Annotated in this window: 20 protein-coding genes and 1 pseudogene; 3 read left to right on the top strand and 18 right to left on the bottom strand. The window is 69.5% G+C overall.

Annotation, left to right across the window (positions count from 1 at the left end; translation table 11 throughout):
* Positions 1–60: 60 nt before the first annotated feature.
* From LGI35_RS35980 to LGI35_RS35905, 16 genes are all read right to left on the bottom strand, one after another.
* Positions 61–1,902 (bottom strand): vWA domain-containing protein, encoded by a 1,842-nt coding sequence (locus LGI35_RS35980; RefSeq protein WP_227298445.1) that lies wholly within the window; start codon positions 1,900–1,902, stop codon positions 61–63.
* Between the two features lie 89 nt (positions 1,903–1,991).
* Positions 1,992–3,062: an AAA family ATPase gene (locus LGI35_RS35975; protein WP_423835780.1), complete on the bottom strand. Its 1,071-nt coding sequence runs from the start codon at positions 3,060–3,062 to the stop codon at positions 1,992–1,994.
* A 343-nt stretch (positions 3,063–3,405) separates the two neighbouring features.
* Entirely contained in the window at positions 3,406–3,699 is a 294-nt protein-coding gene (locus LGI35_RS35970) for a hypothetical protein (RefSeq protein ID WP_227298443.1), read from the bottom strand.
* A 734-nt stretch (positions 3,700–4,433) separates the two neighbouring features.
* Entirely contained in the window at positions 4,434–7,127 is a 2,694-nt protein-coding gene (locus LGI35_RS35965; protein WP_227298442.1) for an AfsR/SARP family transcriptional regulator, read from the bottom strand.
* Complete coding sequence (locus LGI35_RS35960; RefSeq protein WP_227298441.1) at positions 7,127–7,585, bottom strand: pilus assembly protein TadG-related protein; 459 nt, start codon at positions 7,583–7,585, stop codon at positions 7,127–7,129. Before LGI35_RS35960 ends, LGI35_RS35965 begins: the two co-directional genes overlap by 1 nt.
* The gene (locus LGI35_RS35955; RefSeq protein WP_227298440.1) at positions 7,582–7,998 is read right to left on the bottom strand and encodes a TadE/TadG family type IV pilus assembly protein; all 417 of its coding nucleotides are present in this window, start codon (positions 7,996–7,998) and stop codon (positions 7,582–7,584) included. The genes LGI35_RS35960 and LGI35_RS35955 overlap by 4 nt, the downstream gene beginning before the upstream one ends.
* A 10-nt stretch (positions 7,999–8,008) precedes the next feature.
* A complete protein-coding gene (locus LGI35_RS35950) occupies positions 8,009–8,365 on the bottom strand; it encodes a TadE/TadG family type IV pilus assembly protein (protein WP_264484694.1) in 357 nt (118 codons plus the stop codon).
* A 46-nt stretch (positions 8,366–8,411) separates the two neighbouring features.
* Positions 8,412–8,603: a hypothetical protein gene (locus LGI35_RS35945; RefSeq protein WP_227298438.1), complete on the bottom strand. Its 192-nt coding sequence runs from the start codon at positions 8,601–8,603 to the stop codon at positions 8,412–8,414.
* 33 nt (positions 8,604–8,636) lie between these two features.
* Positions 8,637–9,536, bottom strand: a complete 900-nt coding sequence (locus LGI35_RS35940; RefSeq protein ID WP_227298437.1) for a type II secretion system F family protein — start codon at positions 9,534–9,536, stop codon at positions 8,637–8,639.
* Entirely contained in the window at positions 9,533–10,405 is an 873-nt protein-coding gene (locus tag LGI35_RS35935; protein ID WP_227298436.1) for a type II secretion system F family protein, read from the bottom strand. The genes LGI35_RS35940 and LGI35_RS35935 overlap by 4 nt, the downstream gene beginning before the upstream one ends.
* The gene (locus tag LGI35_RS35930) at positions 10,402–11,715 is read right to left on the bottom strand and encodes a TadA family conjugal transfer-associated ATPase (protein ID WP_227298435.1); all 1,314 of its coding nucleotides are present in this window, start codon (positions 11,713–11,715) and stop codon (positions 10,402–10,404) included. The genes LGI35_RS35935 and LGI35_RS35930 overlap by 4 nt, the downstream gene beginning before the upstream one ends.
* Positions 11,715–12,557: a MinD/ParA family ATP-binding protein gene (locus tag LGI35_RS35925; RefSeq protein WP_227298434.1), complete on the bottom strand. Its 843-nt coding sequence runs from the start codon at positions 12,555–12,557 to the stop codon at positions 11,715–11,717. The genes LGI35_RS35930 and LGI35_RS35925 overlap by 1 nt, the downstream gene beginning before the upstream one ends.
* Entirely contained in the window at positions 12,557–13,177 is a 621-nt protein-coding gene (locus LGI35_RS35920) for an SAF domain-containing protein (protein WP_227298433.1), read from the bottom strand. The genes LGI35_RS35925 and LGI35_RS35920 overlap by 1 nt, the downstream gene beginning before the upstream one ends.
* A gap of 186 nt (positions 13,178–13,363) precedes the next feature.
* Positions 13,364–13,912 (bottom strand): hypothetical protein, encoded by a 549-nt coding sequence (locus tag LGI35_RS35915; protein WP_227298432.1) that lies wholly within the window; start codon positions 13,910–13,912, stop codon positions 13,364–13,366.
* Between the two features lie 302 nt (positions 13,913–14,214).
* The gene (locus LGI35_RS35910; protein WP_227298431.1) at positions 14,215–14,595 is read right to left on the bottom strand and encodes a hypothetical protein; all 381 of its coding nucleotides are present in this window, start codon (positions 14,593–14,595) and stop codon (positions 14,215–14,217) included.
* Positions 14,596–15,298: 703 nt separating this feature from the next.
* Complete coding sequence (locus LGI35_RS35905) at positions 15,299–15,847, bottom strand: ATP-binding protein (protein WP_227298430.1); 549 nt, start codon at positions 15,845–15,847, stop codon at positions 15,299–15,301.
* Between the two features lie 446 nt (positions 15,848–16,293).
* On the opposite strand from LGI35_RS35905, the gene LGI35_RS35900 reads away from it, so the two are divergent.
* Both LGI35_RS35900 and LGI35_RS46415 read left to right on the top strand, forming a co-directional pair.
* Complete coding sequence (locus LGI35_RS35900; protein WP_227298429.1) at positions 16,294–16,980, top strand: hypothetical protein; 687 nt, start codon at positions 16,294–16,296, stop codon at positions 16,978–16,980.
* A 27-nt stretch (positions 16,981–17,007) separates the two neighbouring features.
* Positions 17,008–17,123, top strand: a pseudogene (locus LGI35_RS46415) (IS630 family transposase); the annotation flags it as partial.
* 168 nt (positions 17,124–17,291) lie between these two features.
* Here the strand turns inward: LGI35_RS46415 and LGI35_RS35895 are convergent.
* Both LGI35_RS35895 and LGI35_RS35890 read right to left on the bottom strand, forming a co-directional pair.
* On the bottom strand, positions 17,292–17,861 hold the full coding sequence (locus LGI35_RS35895; RefSeq protein WP_227298428.1) for a hypothetical protein: 570 nt from the start codon (positions 17,859–17,861) through the stop codon (positions 17,292–17,294).
* Positions 17,862–18,215: 354 nt separating this feature from the next.
* Entirely contained in the window at positions 18,216–18,944 is a 729-nt protein-coding gene (locus LGI35_RS35890; protein WP_227298427.1) for a phosphotransferase, read from the bottom strand.
* 152 nt (positions 18,945–19,096) lie between these two features.
* On the opposite strand from LGI35_RS35890, the gene LGI35_RS35885 reads away from it, so the two are divergent.
* Complete coding sequence (locus LGI35_RS35885) at positions 19,097–19,591, top strand: GNAT family N-acetyltransferase (protein WP_227298426.1); 495 nt, start codon at positions 19,097–19,099, stop codon at positions 19,589–19,591.
* Positions 19,592–19,593: the final 2 nt, after the last annotated feature.

Genomic DNA, 19,593 nt, shown 5'->3' with positions numbered 1-19,593 from the left:
GCGGGCAGCCCAGGGCGCTCGGGGTGTGGCGCGGCCGCAGGTGGGGCGGCCAGGGGGTGGTCAGGTGTGGGTGGCGGCGGTCAGGGCGGCGCTCGCGGCTGTTGCGATTGCGGCGGCGGCCTGGGCGGGGTCGGTCAGTTCGAGGAAGATGGCGCCGTCCAGTGGGCGGGCGTTGGGGGCGAAGGCGAGCCAGAGGACTGCGCAGCCGGTCGCGCGCAGGGCGGTGATGCGTGCGGCGGCGTTGGCGGCTTCTTCGGGGTAGTAGTGGCCGTCGGAGGCGATCACCAGGAGGCGGCCTGCTCCGGGGTGGTCGAGGCCGAGTCCGGCGGTGAGGGCGTCGATGGCTTCGGCCAGGCGGTGGCCGCTGCCGCTCGCGTCGAACTCGGTGACCCGGGCCGGGGTGCGGCCGGGGGCGGTGATGGCGGTCAGGGCACGGTCGTAGGCGACGGTGGCGCTGCGGGAGTCGGGGTCGGTCAGGGCGGTGGCGCGGGCCAGGATCCAGGCGGCCGAGGCGATGGGTCCGGCTGCCGAGCCCATGGAGCCGGACACGTCGACCGCGATGGCGACCCTGAGGGGTGGGGTGGGGGTGTGTTTGCGCTGGGTGTGGATCCAGGGGGTGGCGGTGGGTACGGCTCCGGCGGCTTGCTGGGCGTCGCGGGCCAGGGCCTGGCGCATGTTCAACCGGCCAGGGGGCGCTGCCGAGGCGGTGATGGTGGCGGTGCGTTCGCGGTAGGCGGCCGCCCGCAGGGCGCGGGCCAGGCGTCCGGCTGCCGCCTTCTCCGGCCCGGTGGGGGTGCGGGTGCCGGTCACCGGTGAGCGCAGTTTCCTGCGCGGTTGCGGGCGCCTGCCGGGCAGAACCGGGCGGGCGCCGGGCGTGAAGACCTGGCTTGCGGTCTGGGCGGCTTGCCGCTGTTGTTGGGCCTGTTCGGCTTTGGCCCGCGCTCGTTCCTGGCGGGCGGCGTCGGCCTGCTGACGCGCCTGGGCTTGGGCTTGTTCGTTGCGGCGTACTGCGCGGACCGTCTGGCCGACCGCCTCGGCCAGGGCACCGGATGCGCCGTGTGGCGGGGCGCAGGAGCCGGGGGTCGGGGGTGGTTCGGAGGCATGGGGTTTTTGGTCGAGCGCCTGGCACCAGGCCCGGCCGTGGCCGAGCATCGCCTCGGTGTCGTCATCGGCCGTGGCATGGGCGGCCGTCCAGATCGCGGCGAGCTGGGTGAGGAGGTCGGGGCCGAGGATCGCGGTGACTGCCTGCTCGACCGGTTCGCTTTCGTCGGGGTCGAGGATTCCGGCATCTCGGCGGGCGAGCAGGAGTCCGGCGATGAAGGCGGCGTGCCATCGGTCGGCGGGAGCCTGGGCCATCATCTCGGCCATCACCACCGTGTGCACCGTGGCCCGCAAGAAGCGTCGGTCGTCGGGGCGGCGCGCGAGGTGGGCGGCCTCGGCGCGGGACTCCTCCAGCATTTCGGCCGCCGCCCGCTGAGCGGTGCCGCTGGGCACGGTTGGGGTGAGCCATCGGGAGTGGGCGGCGTGTGCGGCTTCGTGGATCATCGCGCCCCAGGCCACCGGGTAGCGTTCCTCGTCCCCTGCCCGCTGCGGGTGCAGGGTGCGGGGGCGGTGCGGGGTGAACAGGGCCGCGTCGATCTCGAGGTTGGCGGTGGCGGGGAAGAAGGCGGCCGGGGCGCCGGAAAGGGTGCCCGGGGCGCAGGTCACCAGGATGTCCTGGCGTCCGGCGAGTTCGGGCAGGCGCTCGGTCAGTTCCGCCGAGATCCGCAGCCACTCGGCCGCCTCCGGGCGCGGCGCCGTGTCATAGAGCGGGCCGCCGTCGTCCTCCCAGCGGGCGAGTGCCTCCTGCGTCTCGGTCCGGGCGGGCGGGCGGTGCACGTGGGCGGGGGCAAGCGTGGTCATCGCAGGGTCCTTTCGAAGCTGTTGCGCGCAGGGGGCGGCCGGGCCGTACCGCCGGGGCGATACGGCAACCGGCAGGTGGGGGTGGGGTGTTAGAGCTGGCGGCCCAGGGCGAGGGCGGTGACCGGGTTACCGATGGCCTTGGTGACGATCTCGGTGACCGTGTCCCGGTCTTCCAGGGGTGCGATGCCGACCAGGTTGGCGAAGGCCACTGCGGTGCCGAGTACGTCGGCGATCTTCTGGAAGGCGATCAACTCGCGCAGTTGCGGGGCCCAGCCGACTTCTCCGGCCTCCTGGCGTGTGGCGAGGTTGCGGGCGACCCTCACGGCCGTGCGGTTGATGTTCAAGGAGGCGGCCAGGTCGTAGTCGGAGCCGACCTGGATCTGCATGCTGAACCGGGAGGCCAGGGCCTCGGTGAGGACCGCGCCGTGCACGCCCGGGTTGTGTCCGGCGATCACGTAGAACCCGTCGGCTGCCGTGATCGTCTCGCCCTTGTGCGCCTTGACCTGGATCTGCCTGCGGCCGTCCATCGCCGGGTACAGGGCGGCCAGGACTTTCGGGGAGATCAGGGTCGCGTCGTCGAGGAGGAGGGCGCGGCCCTCCTGCATGGCCGTGACGAGGGGGCCGTAGATGAACTCGTAGCCGCCCTGGTCGTCCTGGGTGTACTCCCCGATCAGGTCGCCGACCGTGGTGTCCCCGTCCCCCGCGACCGTGATCAGGTCCCCGAAGGCGGCCTCGATAAGGGAGGTCTTCCCGGTGCCCGGCGGCCCGTAGAGGAGGACCGGGACGGTCGCTTCGCGCAGGCGCTGGAGCGCCTCCACATCGGGCAGGTTCGCCAGCGCCCTGGGGTGGTAGCGCTGCCCGTTGGGGCGGGTGACCGGGGCGGGGCGCCCGCTCGGCGGCGGTGCGGGTGCGGGCACCGCGCCCACCTGACGGGGCCGAGGTGCGCTCGGGGCTGAGGCGGACGGAGTGTGCTGTGCGGCGGCGGCCGTGGTCGATGTCGCCCGGTAGGTACGGGGCTTGTCACGGAGCCGCTCCGCCTCGCCCCGGGTGACGAGGGTTTCGCAGGCGTTGCCGACCGCACCGCCCGAATGCCCCAGCTGCTTGGCCAGTTCGGTCACCGTGTACCGGCCCTGCGGACTGGTCGCCAGGATCCCGGCAATCCGGGCCCGCAGTTCACCAGGGCGGGACTTCCCTGATACGGCGGGCGTGGAGGTCGAGGGGGCAGGGGTGCTTGCGGCCATGGCAAAGCCTTCCTCTCACTGTCTTAAGGAGAAATCGGTGGGGGTTCGCGCCAGCCCTCTGCTCACTCGGCGCTCACCCGGCACGGCATGCGGGGCCGCCAGGGGCGGGCGATGGGGGCGGCGTAATTTCGGCATCGAGGTGCCGAGGTGCGGACCTGGAGGTGTGGTGGCAGTGGGGGTGCCGTCGCGGGGCGGGCCAAGGGCTGGCGGGCGGCACCGCAATACGAGGTTGGTCAGGGACGCGGCGGGCCGAGGCCCAGGGTCAGTCCTCGAGGTCGGTCAGCGTGACCGTGATGTGGCTGCCGAGCACCGAGGTGATCTCGACCGGCTGGCGGGTCGCCGGGGCGGTGACGCGCACCCGGACCCGGGACCAGGCCCGGCCCCTGGTGTGACCGTTTTCGACCGCCACGAGCGTTCCGCGGAACTTCACTCGCGTCCCGAACTCGCCGAAACCGAGTTCTTCCCATTCGTCATGGCACACGAGAGTTTCGAACTCGATCCAGTTCAGCGCGTCCGCCTGACACAGCTCTACCGCATTCACCTTATAGCCGCCCACCCGAATCCCCTTTCCATATTCGGCCACCCATTCGGAGAATCTCCCGCTGGGCACTTTCGGCCTTTCCGTCCCCGCCTTTCGGGAACAATTTAAATATAGCTCGATCCGGGGGTGCAGTGAAGGTGGAATTCCGGCTTGATAATGCTGGAATTCTCGCGAATTCGCGACGCTTATTGCGGCGAATTCGGGGCCGCTCAACGCTTCCGGTCGTGCCGCCGCGATTCCACGACCGAAGTCAAGGCCTGCCAGGGCGCCGGCGGAACCGGAAAATCGAGCGCACGCTCGAACGAGCCCCGGCGGCACGGCCCCGGCGGCACGGCCCCGGCGGCACGGCCCCGGCGGCACGGCCCCGGCGGCACGGCCCCGGCGGCACGGCCCCGGCGGCACGGCGGGCGCCTCCGGCTACGCCTGGGCGCCCGCCTCTTCCGGCCCGGGGCCGGCGAACCGGCTCAAGCAGAGAAGGAGGAAAGGAAGGGAGGGGATTGGAGGAGGAAGAGCAGGTGACAGCAATGGTGAGCAGAGAGGTAGTGAGCTGTGTAGAAGGGGAGAGCAGGGGTGGGCCGCCAGTTCCGCAGATCGGGACAGGTTCTCGTACCGATATGCAGGCTGGCCCGGTCCGCGGTGGCGGATCGAGCCGTGACCTGGGCTGACGCGCCTGCGGGGTGCTCCTGTGCAAGCAGGACGGCGGGATGGATCCCCGTGACAGGACGGGGGTCGGGACGAGCGGGAGGACTTCACCGTCGGATTGACGAGCTCCTGGCTGGAGTCGAGCGCGTGGGCGGGGCCTGGTTGAGGAGTGCGAGGGTGGCGGGTTCGGGTGCCTCGTCGATGGCGGCGAGGCGGTCCGTGAGCAGGCTCAGGGTGCGGTGGGCGGCATCGTCGCGTCCCAGGGTGATCTGGAGCTGGATGATGCGCCGGTAGACGCGCTCGTTTTCGGGGTCGAGGTCGGCGGCCTGGTTGAGCAGGTCAAGGGCGGGTTCGGGGTCGGTGGAGTGCTGTGCGGTGTGTTCGGCGAGGAGCATCAGGGCGTCGAGGGCGCGGCGGTGCAAGGCGGTCCTGAGGCCCTGGGCCCACAGGTAGTCGGCGCCTTCGCAGAGCTGTCCGGTGTAGAGGGCGGTGGCGTGCTGGAGGGCTGTGGCGCGTTGGTACGGGGAGTCGGCGCGGGTGGCCTGGGTGAGGGCGTCGGTGAACGCGGTGACGTCCGTGGAGATGTATTGCGGGTCGAGGCGGTGGATGGGGCCGCTGAGGGTGATGAAGGCGACCTCTTTTTTTCCGGTGGCGCTGCGGAAGACGCGTCGGGCGGCGCGCCGTAGGTTTTCGAGTTCGGATTTCATTTCGGTCGGGTCGTCTGCGAGTTGCATCTTCTCGGCGATTTCTTCGCCTCGGAGACCGTTCGCGTGGGCGGCGAGGAGGGCGATGAATTCGCGGGTCTCTTCTTTTCTGGTGTCGGCGAGTGTGCATTCTTTGCCGTGGACGAGGAGTTTGAATCCTCCGAGGAGAGAAAGGTGCACCGGGCGGGTCGGCGGCCCGGCGGCCTTAGCGGGATCAGGGGGCTGGGGGCGCGGGCTTGGACGGGCATTGTGGGGGCGATGAGGTGCCGTGGCGGGGCGTGGTTCGGGGGTTGAGGCGTCGGCGGGGCCGAGCGGGACGGTGTGGTGTCCGTGAGCGGCCAGCAGACCTTGGGCGAGTTCGTTGGCCGTGTCGGGGGTGAGGACGAACATCGTGGCGCTGTCCAGGGCGGCGGGGGCGCCGGTGCAGGTGCCGTCCCCGGCGATGGAGAGCTGGTGCTGGGCCCTGCCGCGCGTGCCGCCGAGGGCGACGACGGCGAGTTGGCCGGCGTCGGCTCGTGCGGCCAGGGCTTGCAGGCGACCTGCGTCTGTGTCGGGGCTTTCGCCGTCCAGGAGGAGCAGATGGAGGGCGGGTGCGTCGTGTTCCAACGCCTCGGTGTCCATGCGCTGTTGGTGGCGGGCGTGCTCGAGTAGCGCGTGCTCAGCGAGTTGGATCGCTTCGGTGGGATGTTCGGTGAGGGTCCAGGCCGGGACGGCTGCCTCGATGCCGAGCAGCAGGCGGCGCACGGTCGCTGTGTCCGCGAGGAGTTGTACGCGGGGCGGGGTGGGGCGTAGTCGCTGGGCGGCACCGGCGATGGCGATGAGCAGGTGGCGGGCGGCGCCGTCGGCGCCTGGCCCGTCCAGGTGTACGCCGCCGGGTACGGCGAGGGCGTCGATGTGTACTTCCCGGCCGGTGCGTTCGGCGATGGTGACGGTGCCGGGCTGCTCGGGGTCGGCCGGGGCGGTGCGCCGGGTCATGGTGTCGGGGTTGTGGTGGCGGGTGGCTCGGCTGGCCAGGTGGGCTTGGTTGCTGCGGTGCAGGGCCTGGCCCAGCTGAAGGTCGTCGTCCTCCAGGGGCGTGGCGAGGGTGTCGAGGCTGGGGGTGCGGCGTCGTGCAGCGTGCCAGCGGGCGAAGCCGAGGGCCGCCGCGATGCCAGCAGCGGTGGTGACGCCGATGGCGGAGGCGGTGCCGAGCGGGATGGTCGCCGGGCGATCGTCCGGGTCCGTCCGGCCATCCTGTTGCTGCTGGTCCGTCTGACGGTGCTCGTTGCCGTGTTCGCTGCGGTCGGGGGGCTGGTGCTCCTCCGGCTCAGGGGTGGGCGTCGGTGTGCTGGGGGACGGCGCGGGCGTCTCGGTGGACGGCCGGGGCGGGCGTGGCGCGGGTGCGGGCGAGTTGTGGACGGGCAGGTGAAGTCTCCAGCCCGGTTGGATGTGGTCTGGGTCGGAGAGTAGTTCGCCGTCGGATTGCCGGATGGCGCAGCTGAGTTGGTAGATCTTTGGCCAGTGCAGGGGGTCGCCGAGGTGCTGTTCGGCGATGTCCCACAGTGTGTCGCCGGGTTGCACGATGTAGGTGGCGTGCTCTGGCCGAGCGGTTCGCGTGGGTGGCGCATGCAGGGGCGCTGAGGTCGCAATCGGTGCTGCGGCGGGGTTCGTGGCAGGGGCTGTGGCGTGCGCGACGGGCAGGCGCCACATGGCGATCAGGGCGATGAGGAGGGTGCCGACGAGGAGTGCGGCGGCGGCCCGGTGGGCGGGCAGCGTTGCGGTGTGTCGCCGTAGGAGCGCCGTGTCCCGTACGAGCGTGGGAAGGCGCCGTAGCAGCCAGAGCGCTTCGCGCAGCACGGTGGCCGTGAAGTACGCCCAGCAGGCCCAGCCCACGAGCGCGAGGATCTGGAGGACGAAGGGGTCGCTGATCGGTTGCCCAAGGCGCGTGGCCAGCTCGTTGAATGAGGTGACTTGGCTGGGCCAGGGCGTGCCGAGGGTGGTGAGGAGAACGTAGGGGATGCCGGCCACCGCCGCGGTGAATGCGCTGCCGGAGGCCAGGAGTCGCACGGCGGCAGTCAGCCGGTTTGGTGTGTGGGGAGCCGGGGCCGGTCTTGTCATCAGGGCGCTCCTTGGGTGCCCTGATCCCAGGGGGTGGTGGTGCCGAGTTCGATGTGGGCGGTGGCGGATGCGGTGGTTGTGAGCCGGTCCAGGCCGACCAGTGAGAGAACCTGGGTTTTCTGGATGTGGGTGACGTTGACTCGTACCTGGTCCTCGCGTACCTGCACGCGGGCGGTGTCGCCGACGGCGGCCACCCGTCCGCGTGCCACGGCAGCCGCCTGTGGTGTGTTGAGTCTGGTGCGGTGGGTGGCGCGCAGGTAGTCGAGGTCGACTTCCTGGCAGGCGGCGCGCGCGGCCTCCTGCGCGGTGTCTGCGGCGCGTACCTTCCCGGCCAGGGCGAGGCCGCCGTCGATGACGAGTCCGGCGAACAGGAATAGTCCGGCCACCGACACGACGACGACTGCGGTGACCTGTCCCGAGTCTTCGCACGCCGCGCGTCGTCGGTATTTACGTCTCATGGCTCTACTCCCCGATACAGGTCGACGACGGAAGCGGCCGAGGCTGTGACATCCACGCTGCGCATGCCTGGGACGTCGAGGGAGACATGGCACGTCACTGTCACGCGCACCACTCCCCCGGGGGCGAAGGCGCCCAGTTCGGGGGCGATCCGGGGGCTGGTGCATGAGGATCCGGCTCCGGTCAGGCTGCGGTTGGCCGCCTGGCCGGCATTGGCCCGGGCCGCGTCGGTGGAGCGTGCCAGGCAGGCGGCGCGGGCCGCCTGGTGGGCGGCTTCGTCGGCGTCCAGGCGCGCGCCGACGAGCTTGCCGAAGGCGACGGCGACCAGCGCCAGCAGGATCAACAACGGTGTCACCAGGACGAGTTCGGTCGTCGCCGACCCGGCATCCCGTGGCCTGTGTAAGTGAGTGGTCACGTGCATCCGATCACCCTGTCTGTGCCGCCCATCTCTCGGTCGGTCCCGCAGCGTTTCCTGCCACCCGCAGATGCAGTCCCGGTACCACCGCAACGACCTCGCCCTCGACATGTGTCACCACGTTCTCGGCGCCGCGGCTGACCTTCACTGTGGGATGTGTGAGGATCCGGCCGCCCAGGAGTCGCAGCGTGGCCGCGGCGCGCGCGTCTCCGGCCGCGGCGGTGGCGTGCTGGGCTCGGGCGGCCGCCAAGGCGCGGGAGGCGGCCGTCTGCGCAATGTGCTGGGCGTGGAGCGCGAGGGCGAACTGCACGATGAGTAGCAGCAGGGTCATCAGCAGCGGGACCACGAGGACCAGCTCGGCACTCACGGCCCCACGGTCCGCCGGCCGCTTCATGCGTCGTCGTTGGCTTCCTTTAGCCAAGGTCGATCCCGCCCGCTTTGGCGGTCACCTTGGAGGCGATGATGCCGATGACCGCGAGGCCCATGATGACGAGGAGGGCGGTGACGATGACGGTCTCGGTGGAGTACCCGGCATCCTGGGCCATCGCCCTTCTGGCGCGTCGCCACCAGGTGCGGGTCCGGGCTTCGATCGAGCGAAGGTTCACGGCAAGCTCCGTTTTCGTAGTGAGTGTGTGTGGCTACAGGCCGGCGAGAACGTTCTGCAGGGCCGGGTAGCCGATGAAGACGAGGAAGCCCGCGAAGAGGACGACGACGGGCAGCGACATGCGTTCGGTGGCGGACTGCGCGGCGCCGTCGGCCTCGGCGAGGCTGCGGGTGCGCATCGCGGCGGCCTTGGCCTCCAGCGACACGCGGATCTTGGCGCCTTCGCTGCCGGCGAGTGAGACCGTCGCCGCGAGTTCCGTCAGTTCCCGCACGCCGGTGCGGGCTCCCAGTTCGCCCAGCTCGTGCCAGACGTTGGTTCGCCCGACCTCCGCGGCGGTCAGGGCGCGGCGCAATTGGGCCGCGCCCCATCCGTGCGCATTGGCTCCGGCGTCCGCGAGGGACTGGTGGATGCCGGCACCGCCCGCCAGGGCGATGACGACGAGGTTGAGGAAGACGGACAGGGTGTGGCGCAGTTCCTTGCGGCGCTTGCGGGCCTCGGCGCGTACGGACAGGTCTGGGGTGAAGAACAGCACCGTGCCGGTCAGCAGTGAGCCGAGGACCGTCAGTCGCACACCGAATCCGCTGCCGGTCAGCGCCCAGAGCAGCAGTGACGCGACGCTCGGCGCGAGAAGGCCGGCGAGGAAGGCGGCCGCCTTCTCTGCCAGGAAACGCTCGACCGGCACCTCGGCGACCGTGAGGTCGTCGCGAAGGCTCCGCGTGGGCAGGCCCAGGGCCTTCAGTGTCGGCACGGCACGCCACCCGAGCCGCGTCGCCCAGCCCTCTACCTTGTCTTCCACGGCCGCCGATGGTGGTGCGGCCGGGGGGTTGCCGAGTCTCGCGAGTGTGTCGGCGAGGGAGGCGCGGGGCGGGTTGATGCCGTACACCGCAAGTGCCAGGAATCCGCCGAGACCCAGCCCGAGAAGAATCACGGTCATCGGACCCCCGCCTCCCCCGGCGCGGGACGTACGGTTTTCAGGACCCGGGGTTCCTCCTCCAGGGTGGCGATCTTCATCAGCCACCAGAAGGCGAGGGCGAACAGGCCGCCCACCAAGGCGAGGACGAGTTGTCCCTCAGCGCTCGCGTACGGAGTGAGGTAGGGGCGGTTGAGGACGACCAGTCCCCCAGCCATGCCCAGAGTGGTGCAGGTGATGACGCGCACCGAGGTCCTCACCCGCCCGCGCCCGGCCTCCGTCTTGAGCCGCATGGTCACCTGTTCCCGGGTCGCGGCCGCCAACTGTCCCAGCAGTCCGGAAAGTTGGCGGGCTTGGCGTTCGGCGGCCATGACCAGTGCGGCCGTGACCATGTCGCAGGTGGCGTCGTCGACCTCGTCGGCGAAGGTGCGCAGCGCTTCACCCAGCGGATGCCCGTCGTCGATGCGGGTCGCAAGGCGGGCCGTCTGCTCGCGCAGGGCGGGCGGGGCGATGGGGGCTGTGGCGAGGATCGCCTGTTCCAGTCCGGCCGCCGCGGACAGGGTGTCGCGCAGCATCTCTGCCCAGGTGGCGACGGCTTCCAGCCTGGTCGTGCGGGCCGCTGCTTGGCGGTCTCGTCCCAGCAGTCGCGGCAGGGTGAGTACGCCGACCATGGTGAGGAGCCCTGCAACTGGCCAGCCTGTGAGGGCCATTGTCAGGGCGGCGGTGACAGCGGCGACCAGCCACTGCCGCCCGCTCGCCTGCAGGGGCAGTCGCAACCGCCGTTGTGCGGTGCGGCGGCCGGGCGGGCTCGGCAGGGCGCCGTACACGGTCAGCCAGAGGGACAGGGCGAGCCCTGCTCCCAGCAACAGTCCGATGAGCACGTGGTGGGTCATGGAGTCCTCCGCCGCTCGGCGCGCAGGAGGTCCACGTCCAGGCCTGCGTCGACGAGCTCGTCGAAGGTTTCGGTGCGCACCGGCGCCCCTGGCGCGGCGCGCCCGTCGGGGCCGGGCTTGTAGACCTCGTTGGAGACGATCTGCGTGCCGTCGGCGTCCACGACCTCGCGGATCGAGTCGATGACGCGCCTGCCGTCCGCGTCCCAGCCCACATGCACCACGAAGTGCACGGCCGAGGCGACCAGCAGATTCGTCGCCTCCAGCGAAAGCCGCTCCGGTGACTGGGCGGCGTAGGCGGCGAGTTTCGTGAACACCCCGCGTGAGGTGGAAGCGTGGATGGTGGAGAGGGAGCCGTCGTTGCCCTGGCTCATGGCGTTGCACATCGGCACGACCTCCGGGCCGCGGATCTCCCCGACGATCACCCGGTCCGGAGACATCCGAAGCCCCCAGCGCACCAGCTCCGCCTGGTCGACGGCGCCCTCGCCCTCCAGGTTCGCTTCACGGGCCTGCAGGGCCATCACGTTGGGGTGCGCGAGCGTGTCCTCGTGCAGCCCTAGTTCGAAGGTGTCCTCGATCGTCACCAGCCGCTCGTACGGTGGGATCACCGAGGCCAGGGCGCGGGCTAGGGTGGTCTTTCCGACGTTGGTGCCGCCGCCGATGATGATGTTCTTCCGAGCCCGCACCAGCGCGGTCAGAAGCGCTGCCAGGCGCCGGTCGCACACGCCGAGGCGGTCGACCAGGTCGTCCATGGTCACGCGCTTGAAGCGATGCCGGCGGATCGTCAGCCCCACACGGTGCGAAAGTGCCATGACCGCGAACAAGCGGGACCCGTCCGGCAGGCAGACGTTCAGGCTCGGTGATCCGCGGTCGAAGCGCCGTTCCTCCAGGCCCGAGCGCGCCGCGATCTGCCGTACGAGATCGACGAGTTCACCGTCGGAGGCGGCCACGGGGGCACGCTGCTCCTCGGTTCCGTCGGCGTAGCGGACGAAGACCTGGTCCGCGCCGTTGATCTGGATGTTCTCGATTCGCCCGTCGTCCAAGAGCTCCTGTAGCGAGCCGAGGCCGAACAGGGACTCCATCACCGAGCGTTCGATGCCCTCCCTTTCCACATCACTCAGGGCAGGCTTTCCCACTCTCAGTCGGCCCTGGTTGTGGGAGGCGATCTCATCGGCGAGCAGCTTCCTCGCCAGCGTGCGACGTTCACCACCGCTCTGCACCGGCAGTCCAGCCTCACTGCGCGAATGCGCGAAGCCGGTCAGGTTCGCGGCGATGTTCTCCCGGAACTTCTCCGCGGCCACGACATGGTCCATCACTGCGCACCACCCTTCTCCAGCGACCGCAATGCCCCGGACCGGCCGAGCAGCTGGCTGGGCAGGGCGCGCGAGCCGAGCTGCGCCAACTCGCCGCACAACCCGCCACGCGCCACGCCCGCATCGGCCCCTGCCAGCCGCCGCGCCAGGACGAATGCCGCCCGGGCCAGCGGCGACCGGCGCCACCGCCCTTCGGTCACACGCGCAGTACCGGCGAACGCCTCCGCGGCCCGGACATCCCAGGGCAGCAAGTGGATCCTGTCCCGCTCCATCTCGAGCGCCTGGGCGATGTCGGACTCGGAGTAGCGGCACTTCCCGACGACGGCGAGCTCCGTCGGGATTCCTTCCAGCCATTCGGGGCGAGCGGCCACATGGGCCAGGGCGTCCGCGCTGCCCCGGGCCACCAGCACCAAGCGGTCCGCCGCCCGCGCCAGCTCCCGCGACGGGGCAGCACCAAGGTGCCCGAGATCGAGCAGCACCGTCCCCTCGCTGCCGGCATCACCGCGCAGCACGGGCAGGCATGCCGCTACCTCCGCGACGCTCGGCAGGGCCTGATCCACTCCGGTCGGCGCCACCACCACACGCAGACCTCCCGCAATCTCCTGCGTACAGGCCTCAAGGTCCCGCTCCGCCCCAGGCCGCCGGGCGCCGGCCGCCAACGCGAGCAGGCCCGCCATGTCCGACAGTCCGAACCTCACTGCAAGGTCGCCCCCGGAAGCATCCGCCTCCACCACCAAGGGCGGCACCGCACCGCTGGGCGGCCACGCCGCGGCCAGTGCCAGAGCAAGCGTGCTCACCCCCGCCGCTCCCTTGAGTGACCCGAGCGCCACGATCTGCCGCATCAGGACACCGCCTTCACAGACGTGCTCAACACCGCGACCCTCGGGTCGCTCATCTGCGCCACCCGGCGCACCGCCCCGGCATCCACGAGCACCGTCACAGCGCCCTTGCCGGACGCCGACTCCGGCCGCCCCACCGCGTTCACCACACCCAGCACCGGATCCGGCACCTTCGCCTCTGCGTCAGCCGTGCCACGTCCGCCCGGCAGGGCGCCGGGCACCACAGCGATCCGCTGTCCCTGCGCCAGTCCAGCGGGCAGCATCCCCGGCTCCACACCCACGACGACGAGCGCCTGCCCATCCGGCGGGAACCCGGCCGCGTCGCCCAGCTGCCCGGGCGCGAGCAACTGCCCGGACACCAAAGGCACCACGGCCCGCCGACCGATCACCGCATCCCGATGGCCAGCGAGGACCAACTGCGTGGCATCATCGACACCAAGTCGTACGACACCCACGTCACGCGCCTCGATCACCTCACCCGCAGCCACCGGACGCACCACGGACAGCACCGGCTGCCGCTCTCCGGCATTACCTACCGTCCACGCGACACCGCCCGCGCAGGCGATGGCCCCGGCGACGCCGAGCGCGACCAGCCCCGGCCGCCACCGCCGCGGCGCCCCCACCGGCCCGCCACCTGCAGGCGGGCCCTCGGCCGGCTGCCTGGGCGGCCTGAGCCGCGCCCACGCACCGTTCGCACCCGCCGACCTGGAAGAAGACAAAGAGGTACCCACACTTCACCTAACTCGTTCTCGTTCAAGAAGATCTGGCCCAGGGCCCTCCGGCCCCGGTACTTTCGCCCTTCTCGGCAATCAGGCGGTGACCAGCGCCTGTGCCTCAGCGACCCGCAAGGGCATCTGCGCCTGGGTCTGCAGCCCCGGAATGAGGCCCTGCTGGCCCCCGCCGCGCCATTCCACGTCCCACGTGACAGTCACCGACACGGTGTAGGCGTCGTCCGGCTGGCCGGCGGAGGAGCGCACGTATGTGTGCCCACAGTCTGGAGAGCTCGAATCCGCGACGAACTTTGACGAGTACGGCGTCCCAGAGCCTTCGCACACCTCGGTTTCGCCATCGCCCATGCGCCATGTCGCCGAACGCGGTGTAGCCGTAGCCGTCACCGAAACCCCAGGCACCTTCGCGGTCTTCGCCACCGGCTTCCACATCGCCCCGTCCAACCACATCCAGGTCGGCACCCGCACCAACTGCGCGTGCTTCTCGTCCGGGCTGGTCTGGATCACCGGATCGGGCAGCACCAACTCCCGCACCACTTGCTGCGCGACCGCCGCGGGATCCGGCTTCGGCTCCACATCACGTCCCCGCGGCTTCGCCTTGTCACCGTCGAATCGAGGGAGGATCCCCATCCCATTACCGAGGTCGTACTCCCAGCCATCCGACTCGATCGTCGGTGGCCCCTTCGGACCATCACCTCCATTTCCCGCCGAAGCCCTGTGCGGCGAGGACGCCTTCGGCCTCCCCTCATTCGCCGGACGTGCCCTGCTCCTCGCGCCGACACCACACCGCCCCGGCTGGCGGCACTTCACTCCCGTTGCGACGTCCCAGGTCGAACCTCCGTCACCCGCCCAACTCGGCGTCGCTAGTGGCCAGAAGAGACACAGGGACAGCGTCACTGCAACGCCCCAGCGCGGCGCCGGGAGACCCCGCCTCACGTCATGCATGAGCCTGCCTCCGCCGAGTAGAGCTTGGAGACCTTCCACTGTCCGGAGGAGTGGCGAACAACAGTCGCTTCAGTGCGGTAGTGGCCTCCCGGCACGCCATCCGCCTGTCCGCCTGGCTTCACCTTCATCCACTTGGATCCGTCGAGGCAGTCCAGTAGCTCGACCTTGGTCCTGCTCGACTTCACCACCGTAGGCGCAGCTCTGGGCGCGCCCTGACTGGCCACCCCAGCCTTGCGGGACTGCTGCATCACGTACTGAAGGAGCCACAAAGCGTTCTTCTCTGCGTGATCGTCGAGCCGCGGATGTTTTGGATCCGAGGTCCGGGAGGCTTCGGCGGCGTCCTCCCACATAGCCTTGTAGGCAGCCACGGCCTCACCATCCGCCTCGCCGGTCGCAGAGGGGGACACCGAGACTCGAGGCTCCGAAGCTTGGGAACCTTTCCCGCTCTCCGGGCCGCGCGCACTGTGAGTGCACGCCCCCAACCCGCATGCCAGGACTACAGCGATGGACACAACCGCCCCCGTGCGCGCACTATTTGCTCTCACGTCTCCCCCGCTCCCACCTGCTACGCATCACTCAGCGTGGCCGACTCGTCACCATCACCACTGCAACCGTCATGCCCCAGGATTCTGGCGAGACAAACAAGATCCAGAAGATTCGCGTCCCGTTCACTCTTACGGTGCGAATAACCGGCGATCTCACTGCTCGCTGTCACGCCAATTCACCTGCATGGGTTCGGAGTTAGACGTGTCGATCAACCTGGAGCCGGGCAGTGGAGTCCGCCGCTGCAGCAGCGCACCTGCGGACCATGCCGTCAAACCGCTGAGCAAAGCGCCTCAAAGTCCGATGGACGGCGGCCTCCGGAGAACAGCCGCGGGTGCTTCGGAGAGGGCGCGTCTGCAGAGGCTGCGAACATCAGGGAGGCCCGAGTTCGGAGCCGGGCGACGGGGCGCCTACCTCCACGCCCGCGGGGACGGCCGGCTCGACCCGGGCCTCAGTGGGGACCGGCCTCCCGGGTCGGGCGCACACCGTGTGGATCAGCCCTCACAATCCCTCTCCGACTCTTCTGTCTCAACGATCCAGATCGTAGGCACGCTCGGCGCATTCGGATGCCTCATCGCGAGCACCGTTTTCCGGTCGCGTGACGATCTCTGTGAGGAGCGGCGGCATGTTTGCCGGGAACCGCGCCCACGCGACCTTCGTGGTGCGTGTGCACGTGAAACCCCAGGCTCCGCAGGTGAGTTCGTTCACGATGGAGAGCCCTCGGCCACGCTCGGCGAGTAGGTCCAGCAGGGCATCCAGCCCTCCTCCACGCCCTTCGGGGTCGGGAGCGAAGAGGGCACCCGAGGGAAATGCTGGAATCTCAGGGACGTGCGGATCTCTGTCCTCGATCTCACAGATGTACTCAGCCGCAGTGATCCGCAGCCTCAACTCGTACGGTCCCAGAGCGTGTTCAGTCGCGTTGGCCACGAGCTCGGACACGGCCAACACCGCATCACTGATCGCCTCACCGCTCAAACCGAGTTGGTCAAGGATGCGACGTAAGGCAGCTCTGGCCTGCGCCGACGGATTGGGGGTGCAACTCGTCCAACGCAACAAGACACAGGGGTTCGTGCTCATAGGCCGGGGGCGGGGCCGGTGCGGACGGTTCATCGCCGCCCTCCCCTCGCCGCATGCCGTCCTCGGGGGACGCGTCGGTGACGGCCAGGCCCCGGGCCCACGCGCGTACGCGCTTCGACGACGGCGAAGGGGCCCGCCAGCGCTACGGATGGCAGCATCAGAAGGGCGGTAGCCAAAAGAGGGACCACGATAGATACCTCCACGGTGATCGCGGTTGGGACGCGACCACGACACCGTGAATCTGCGAAGAGCGGACCACCCCTCACCCAGGTCTTTCAGGAACCAACAACTGGTGCCGCATCAGGTAACGTTCGCCCTCACCAGGGAGAGCCAGCCTGGGCTACCCGTAGCGGGGAGTGTCAGTAGGCAGTGCGATGCTGACGCCAACAACTCTGCTCACGGTGATCAATGGGGGACCGATGCCTGGTGAACGATCAGGATCTGACTTGTCCTCGGTCGGATTCGACTCCGCTTGGTGCGCCACCGACTTGGGTGAATACCGACCCTGCCGCTACACCTACGAGTACTACCCCTACGAGAGCCTGCCGCCGCTCGACTCCACCGAGTTCACGGGCGCCTTTCAATGGCTCGGTGGTACCGGCGAACCTGTTCCCGGACAGGTCACGACCCTGAATCGCTTGGCAGAGAACCTTGCAGCCAAGGGCTTGACGCTGCCTCGGGACTTCGTCACCTTCGAGGCCGACTCGAAGCTGCACTGCTCGCTGGATGACGTCTCGGTGACCTGCTGCTGGACCGATATCTCAGAGCCTCTGCCCAGTCCGGTCGAGCCTGGTGCCTTCCTTGTGCGATTCCTGCGGGATCAACAGGACTGTGTCATCTGGTACCTCTACCTCCGTTTTTCGGGTGAGGCGTTCGTGGTGCACTCCTATCTCGACTACGAATACGAGTACGAGGCACGGCGTGATGGGGAGGAGACGGAGACCGATCTCGACGATCCGGAGGAGCAAAGGGCTGCAATCCTCTGGTGTGCACCTACGTTCGAGGAGTTCGCCCATCGGTTCTGGATCGAGAACCGTCTCTGGCATGCCCTCAACGGCAATGAGCTGTCCGGACTCGAGCCTCAAGTGCGTGACTACCTGCGCCACTACACGCCGCCCGGGATACCCACATAACCGTGCATTGAACGAGATGGTGTGGGGGTGACAGAGCGGGTACGCGTTCCCGAGATCGATGACGACGAGGGGCAGCGCCTGCTGCGGATCATCCGTCGAGGCACCGTCCGGTGGTGACCTGGCGGCGGGCACAGATAGTGCTTGCTGCGCCGTGCCGGACGCTGGGCGATCCGGCGGGCAGGCTTGGGCAGGGCGACTGGCGTGGCCGGCTCAAGCGTGTGGCTGGCTGTCGTCCAACTCTAGGACTTGTCCGGCCGATCAGGTCACGGAGCTAGATGAAGGTGTCGGTCCGGTGCCGGTTAGCTCGGGGGTTAGAGAGGCGCCAACTCGACCCTGCCTGTGAATCGGCCGCCCACTTGATCCGCGAGCCAGTGGACGCGGGCGGTCTGTTCGCCGTTCCGGTTTCGAACGTGCACGTGGATGGTGTGGTCCTGCGACGGCTTCTCCTGATAAAGGTCCCGGGAATTCACCGTCAGGGTCAGGTACGCCCACTTCTGTGAGATCTCCTCCAGTCCCACTTCAGGAACCGCAGGCCATGCATCCAGATCCCACCGAACAGCCGCGAGGTCTGGTCCCAGAGCGGCGATGAAGGGCTCGGCGCGGTCCAGCGGACGGCACCAGTCGAATACGCGGATCGGCAGACAGTCTGCAGGGTCGTCGCCGGCCTCCGACGAGCCGTGCTCCTTGCCGGCCGATGCCCACCATTCGAGGTCGGGCAGGACGTCACGTACGTGCGCCAGGACGTCCGACGACCTGATGACGGCTTCCAAGTCGACCTCGCTCTGACGGACATCTGCGATGTCCAACAAGGTACGCACCGCACGTATCGCTTTAGCCAGGTCCTCGGTGGTGAGGATGGCAGCAGCCACAGAGTTGCTCATCCCGGAACCATAGGACAGCAGACGGCCCCTGCTCTCGCGCCTCTGACTTCACTCACGCTTGCCAGGACCGGAACCACATGGCTAGCGACGCTGCGGTGACCGTGCCGAGGAAGATGTAGCCACGCTTGTCGCCCCAACTGGCCACGGCTCTTGAGTGCTTCCGCGTGTTGACGGCCCTCGCCCTGCCAAGAGCCTGGATCCGCGCTGGACGGGCCGACCCTTGAGCAGTCGCAGGCGTACCACCGAAGTCTCTTGCGGTCCGTCGAAGTCAACTGAGCCGAGCCGGTGACGGATGCGTTCGGGGTCGTCCCACAGTCGACCGGGGGTGGAGAGTGCCAATTTCGGAGATCCTCGTCAGGATCTCGTCGCCGCGGCCCATGCTCCTGCCGCATCGCGTACGCGAGACACCCATGGCGCGTCGCTTGCCTCCGCGATGTCCTCCCACAGGGCCGTGGTCATGGCGGCGTGGGCGTGGCATGCGGCGGGGGCGGCGGCCTGGTAGGTGGGCACCCGCGAGGCCCAGGCGTGGGCGGCGCTGGGGGTATGACCGGATGCGACGAGCCAGATGCCCCAGGCTGCGGCATCGAGCCATGGGGCGCCCAGGGTGGCCCATCCCCAGTCGACGAGGTGAGCTGTGCCGTCCTTGGTGAGGAGGACGTTGTGCGGGTTCAGGTCGGTGTGGAGCAGCGTGTTGCCGGCGACGTGCCGCAGTTGGTCCTCCGTGCCGTACGCGGAGAGGCGTTGCTCGGCTCTGCGGAGGTCGACGCCCTCGGGGGTGGGAAGCCGGGCGATTTCCTGCAGAAGGTTGGCGATGGAGGCGAGGTCTACGGATTCGGGCCGGTAGTCGGCGTGGCGGGCGTCGTTGAGGTAGTCGAAAGCGACGAGATGCCAGCCTGACGTGCGGATCTGCCAGCGCGCCCGAGGCCCAAGTCCGTGCAGGTGACGGCTGATCTCGTACTCGCGGCGCTGTGTCGCGACCCTGCCCGGTGACGTGTCCGGCAGTCCCTTGACGAAGAGCGGTCCGAGGGCCGTGTCGAGGCGTACGGACAAGGGGCTGTTGTGCCCCGCAGCAATCGGGCTCATGGCCAGGACAGGGCCTGTCTGCCGTGCGACGGCGTCACGGACTGGGGCCGGCAGGCCGGCCAGAGTGACGGCTTCCATGTTCCCCATCCCTGTCTCTCTGCCCACGTAGGCTTCCTGGGTCGCAACGAGTCTGGAGCGTCTTCTTGTACACCATGCGTCTTGCCACCCTGGGCGACCACGACGCTATCGAGCGCCTGGCCGCAGACCGTTTCCAGTGGATGGCCGACCGCGGTTACGCACCTTGGCCGCAGCGTGCCGACGAGATCGCCGACAAGGCCGGCCATGCCCCCATGTGGTGCCTCCTCGACGGCGAGCGACTGTGTGGCGTCACGATCGTCGTAGACCGGCTCGGCACCGCTGCGTGGACCGAGGAGGAGCGCCAGGAGGCGAGTCGCCTATTGACCTCGACCGTCACCGACCCCGCCCGGGCCGGGCAGCGGCTCGGCACGCGCATTGCTTCGTGGGCGGTCGACTACGCCGCCCGTGAGGGAGCTCGCTGGGTTCGTCGCGTCACGACCGAGCGCCGGCTGGCCGTGTACTACCAGGAGCAGGGCTTTTCCCTGGTGCGCGAGCGCGAGTTCAACGGACGGCCGCTCTACGCCCTCCAGCGTCCGGCCCAGCGCCTCCCGAATCCCTTGGGGAACTGAGC

It is taken from the genome of Streptomyces longhuiensis, assembly GCF_020616555.1.
Taxonomy (GTDB): domain Bacteria; phylum Actinomycetota; class Actinomycetes; order Streptomycetales; family Streptomycetaceae; genus Streptomyces; species Streptomyces longhuiensis.
This window is presented reverse-complemented; position numbering and strand designations above follow the sequence as displayed.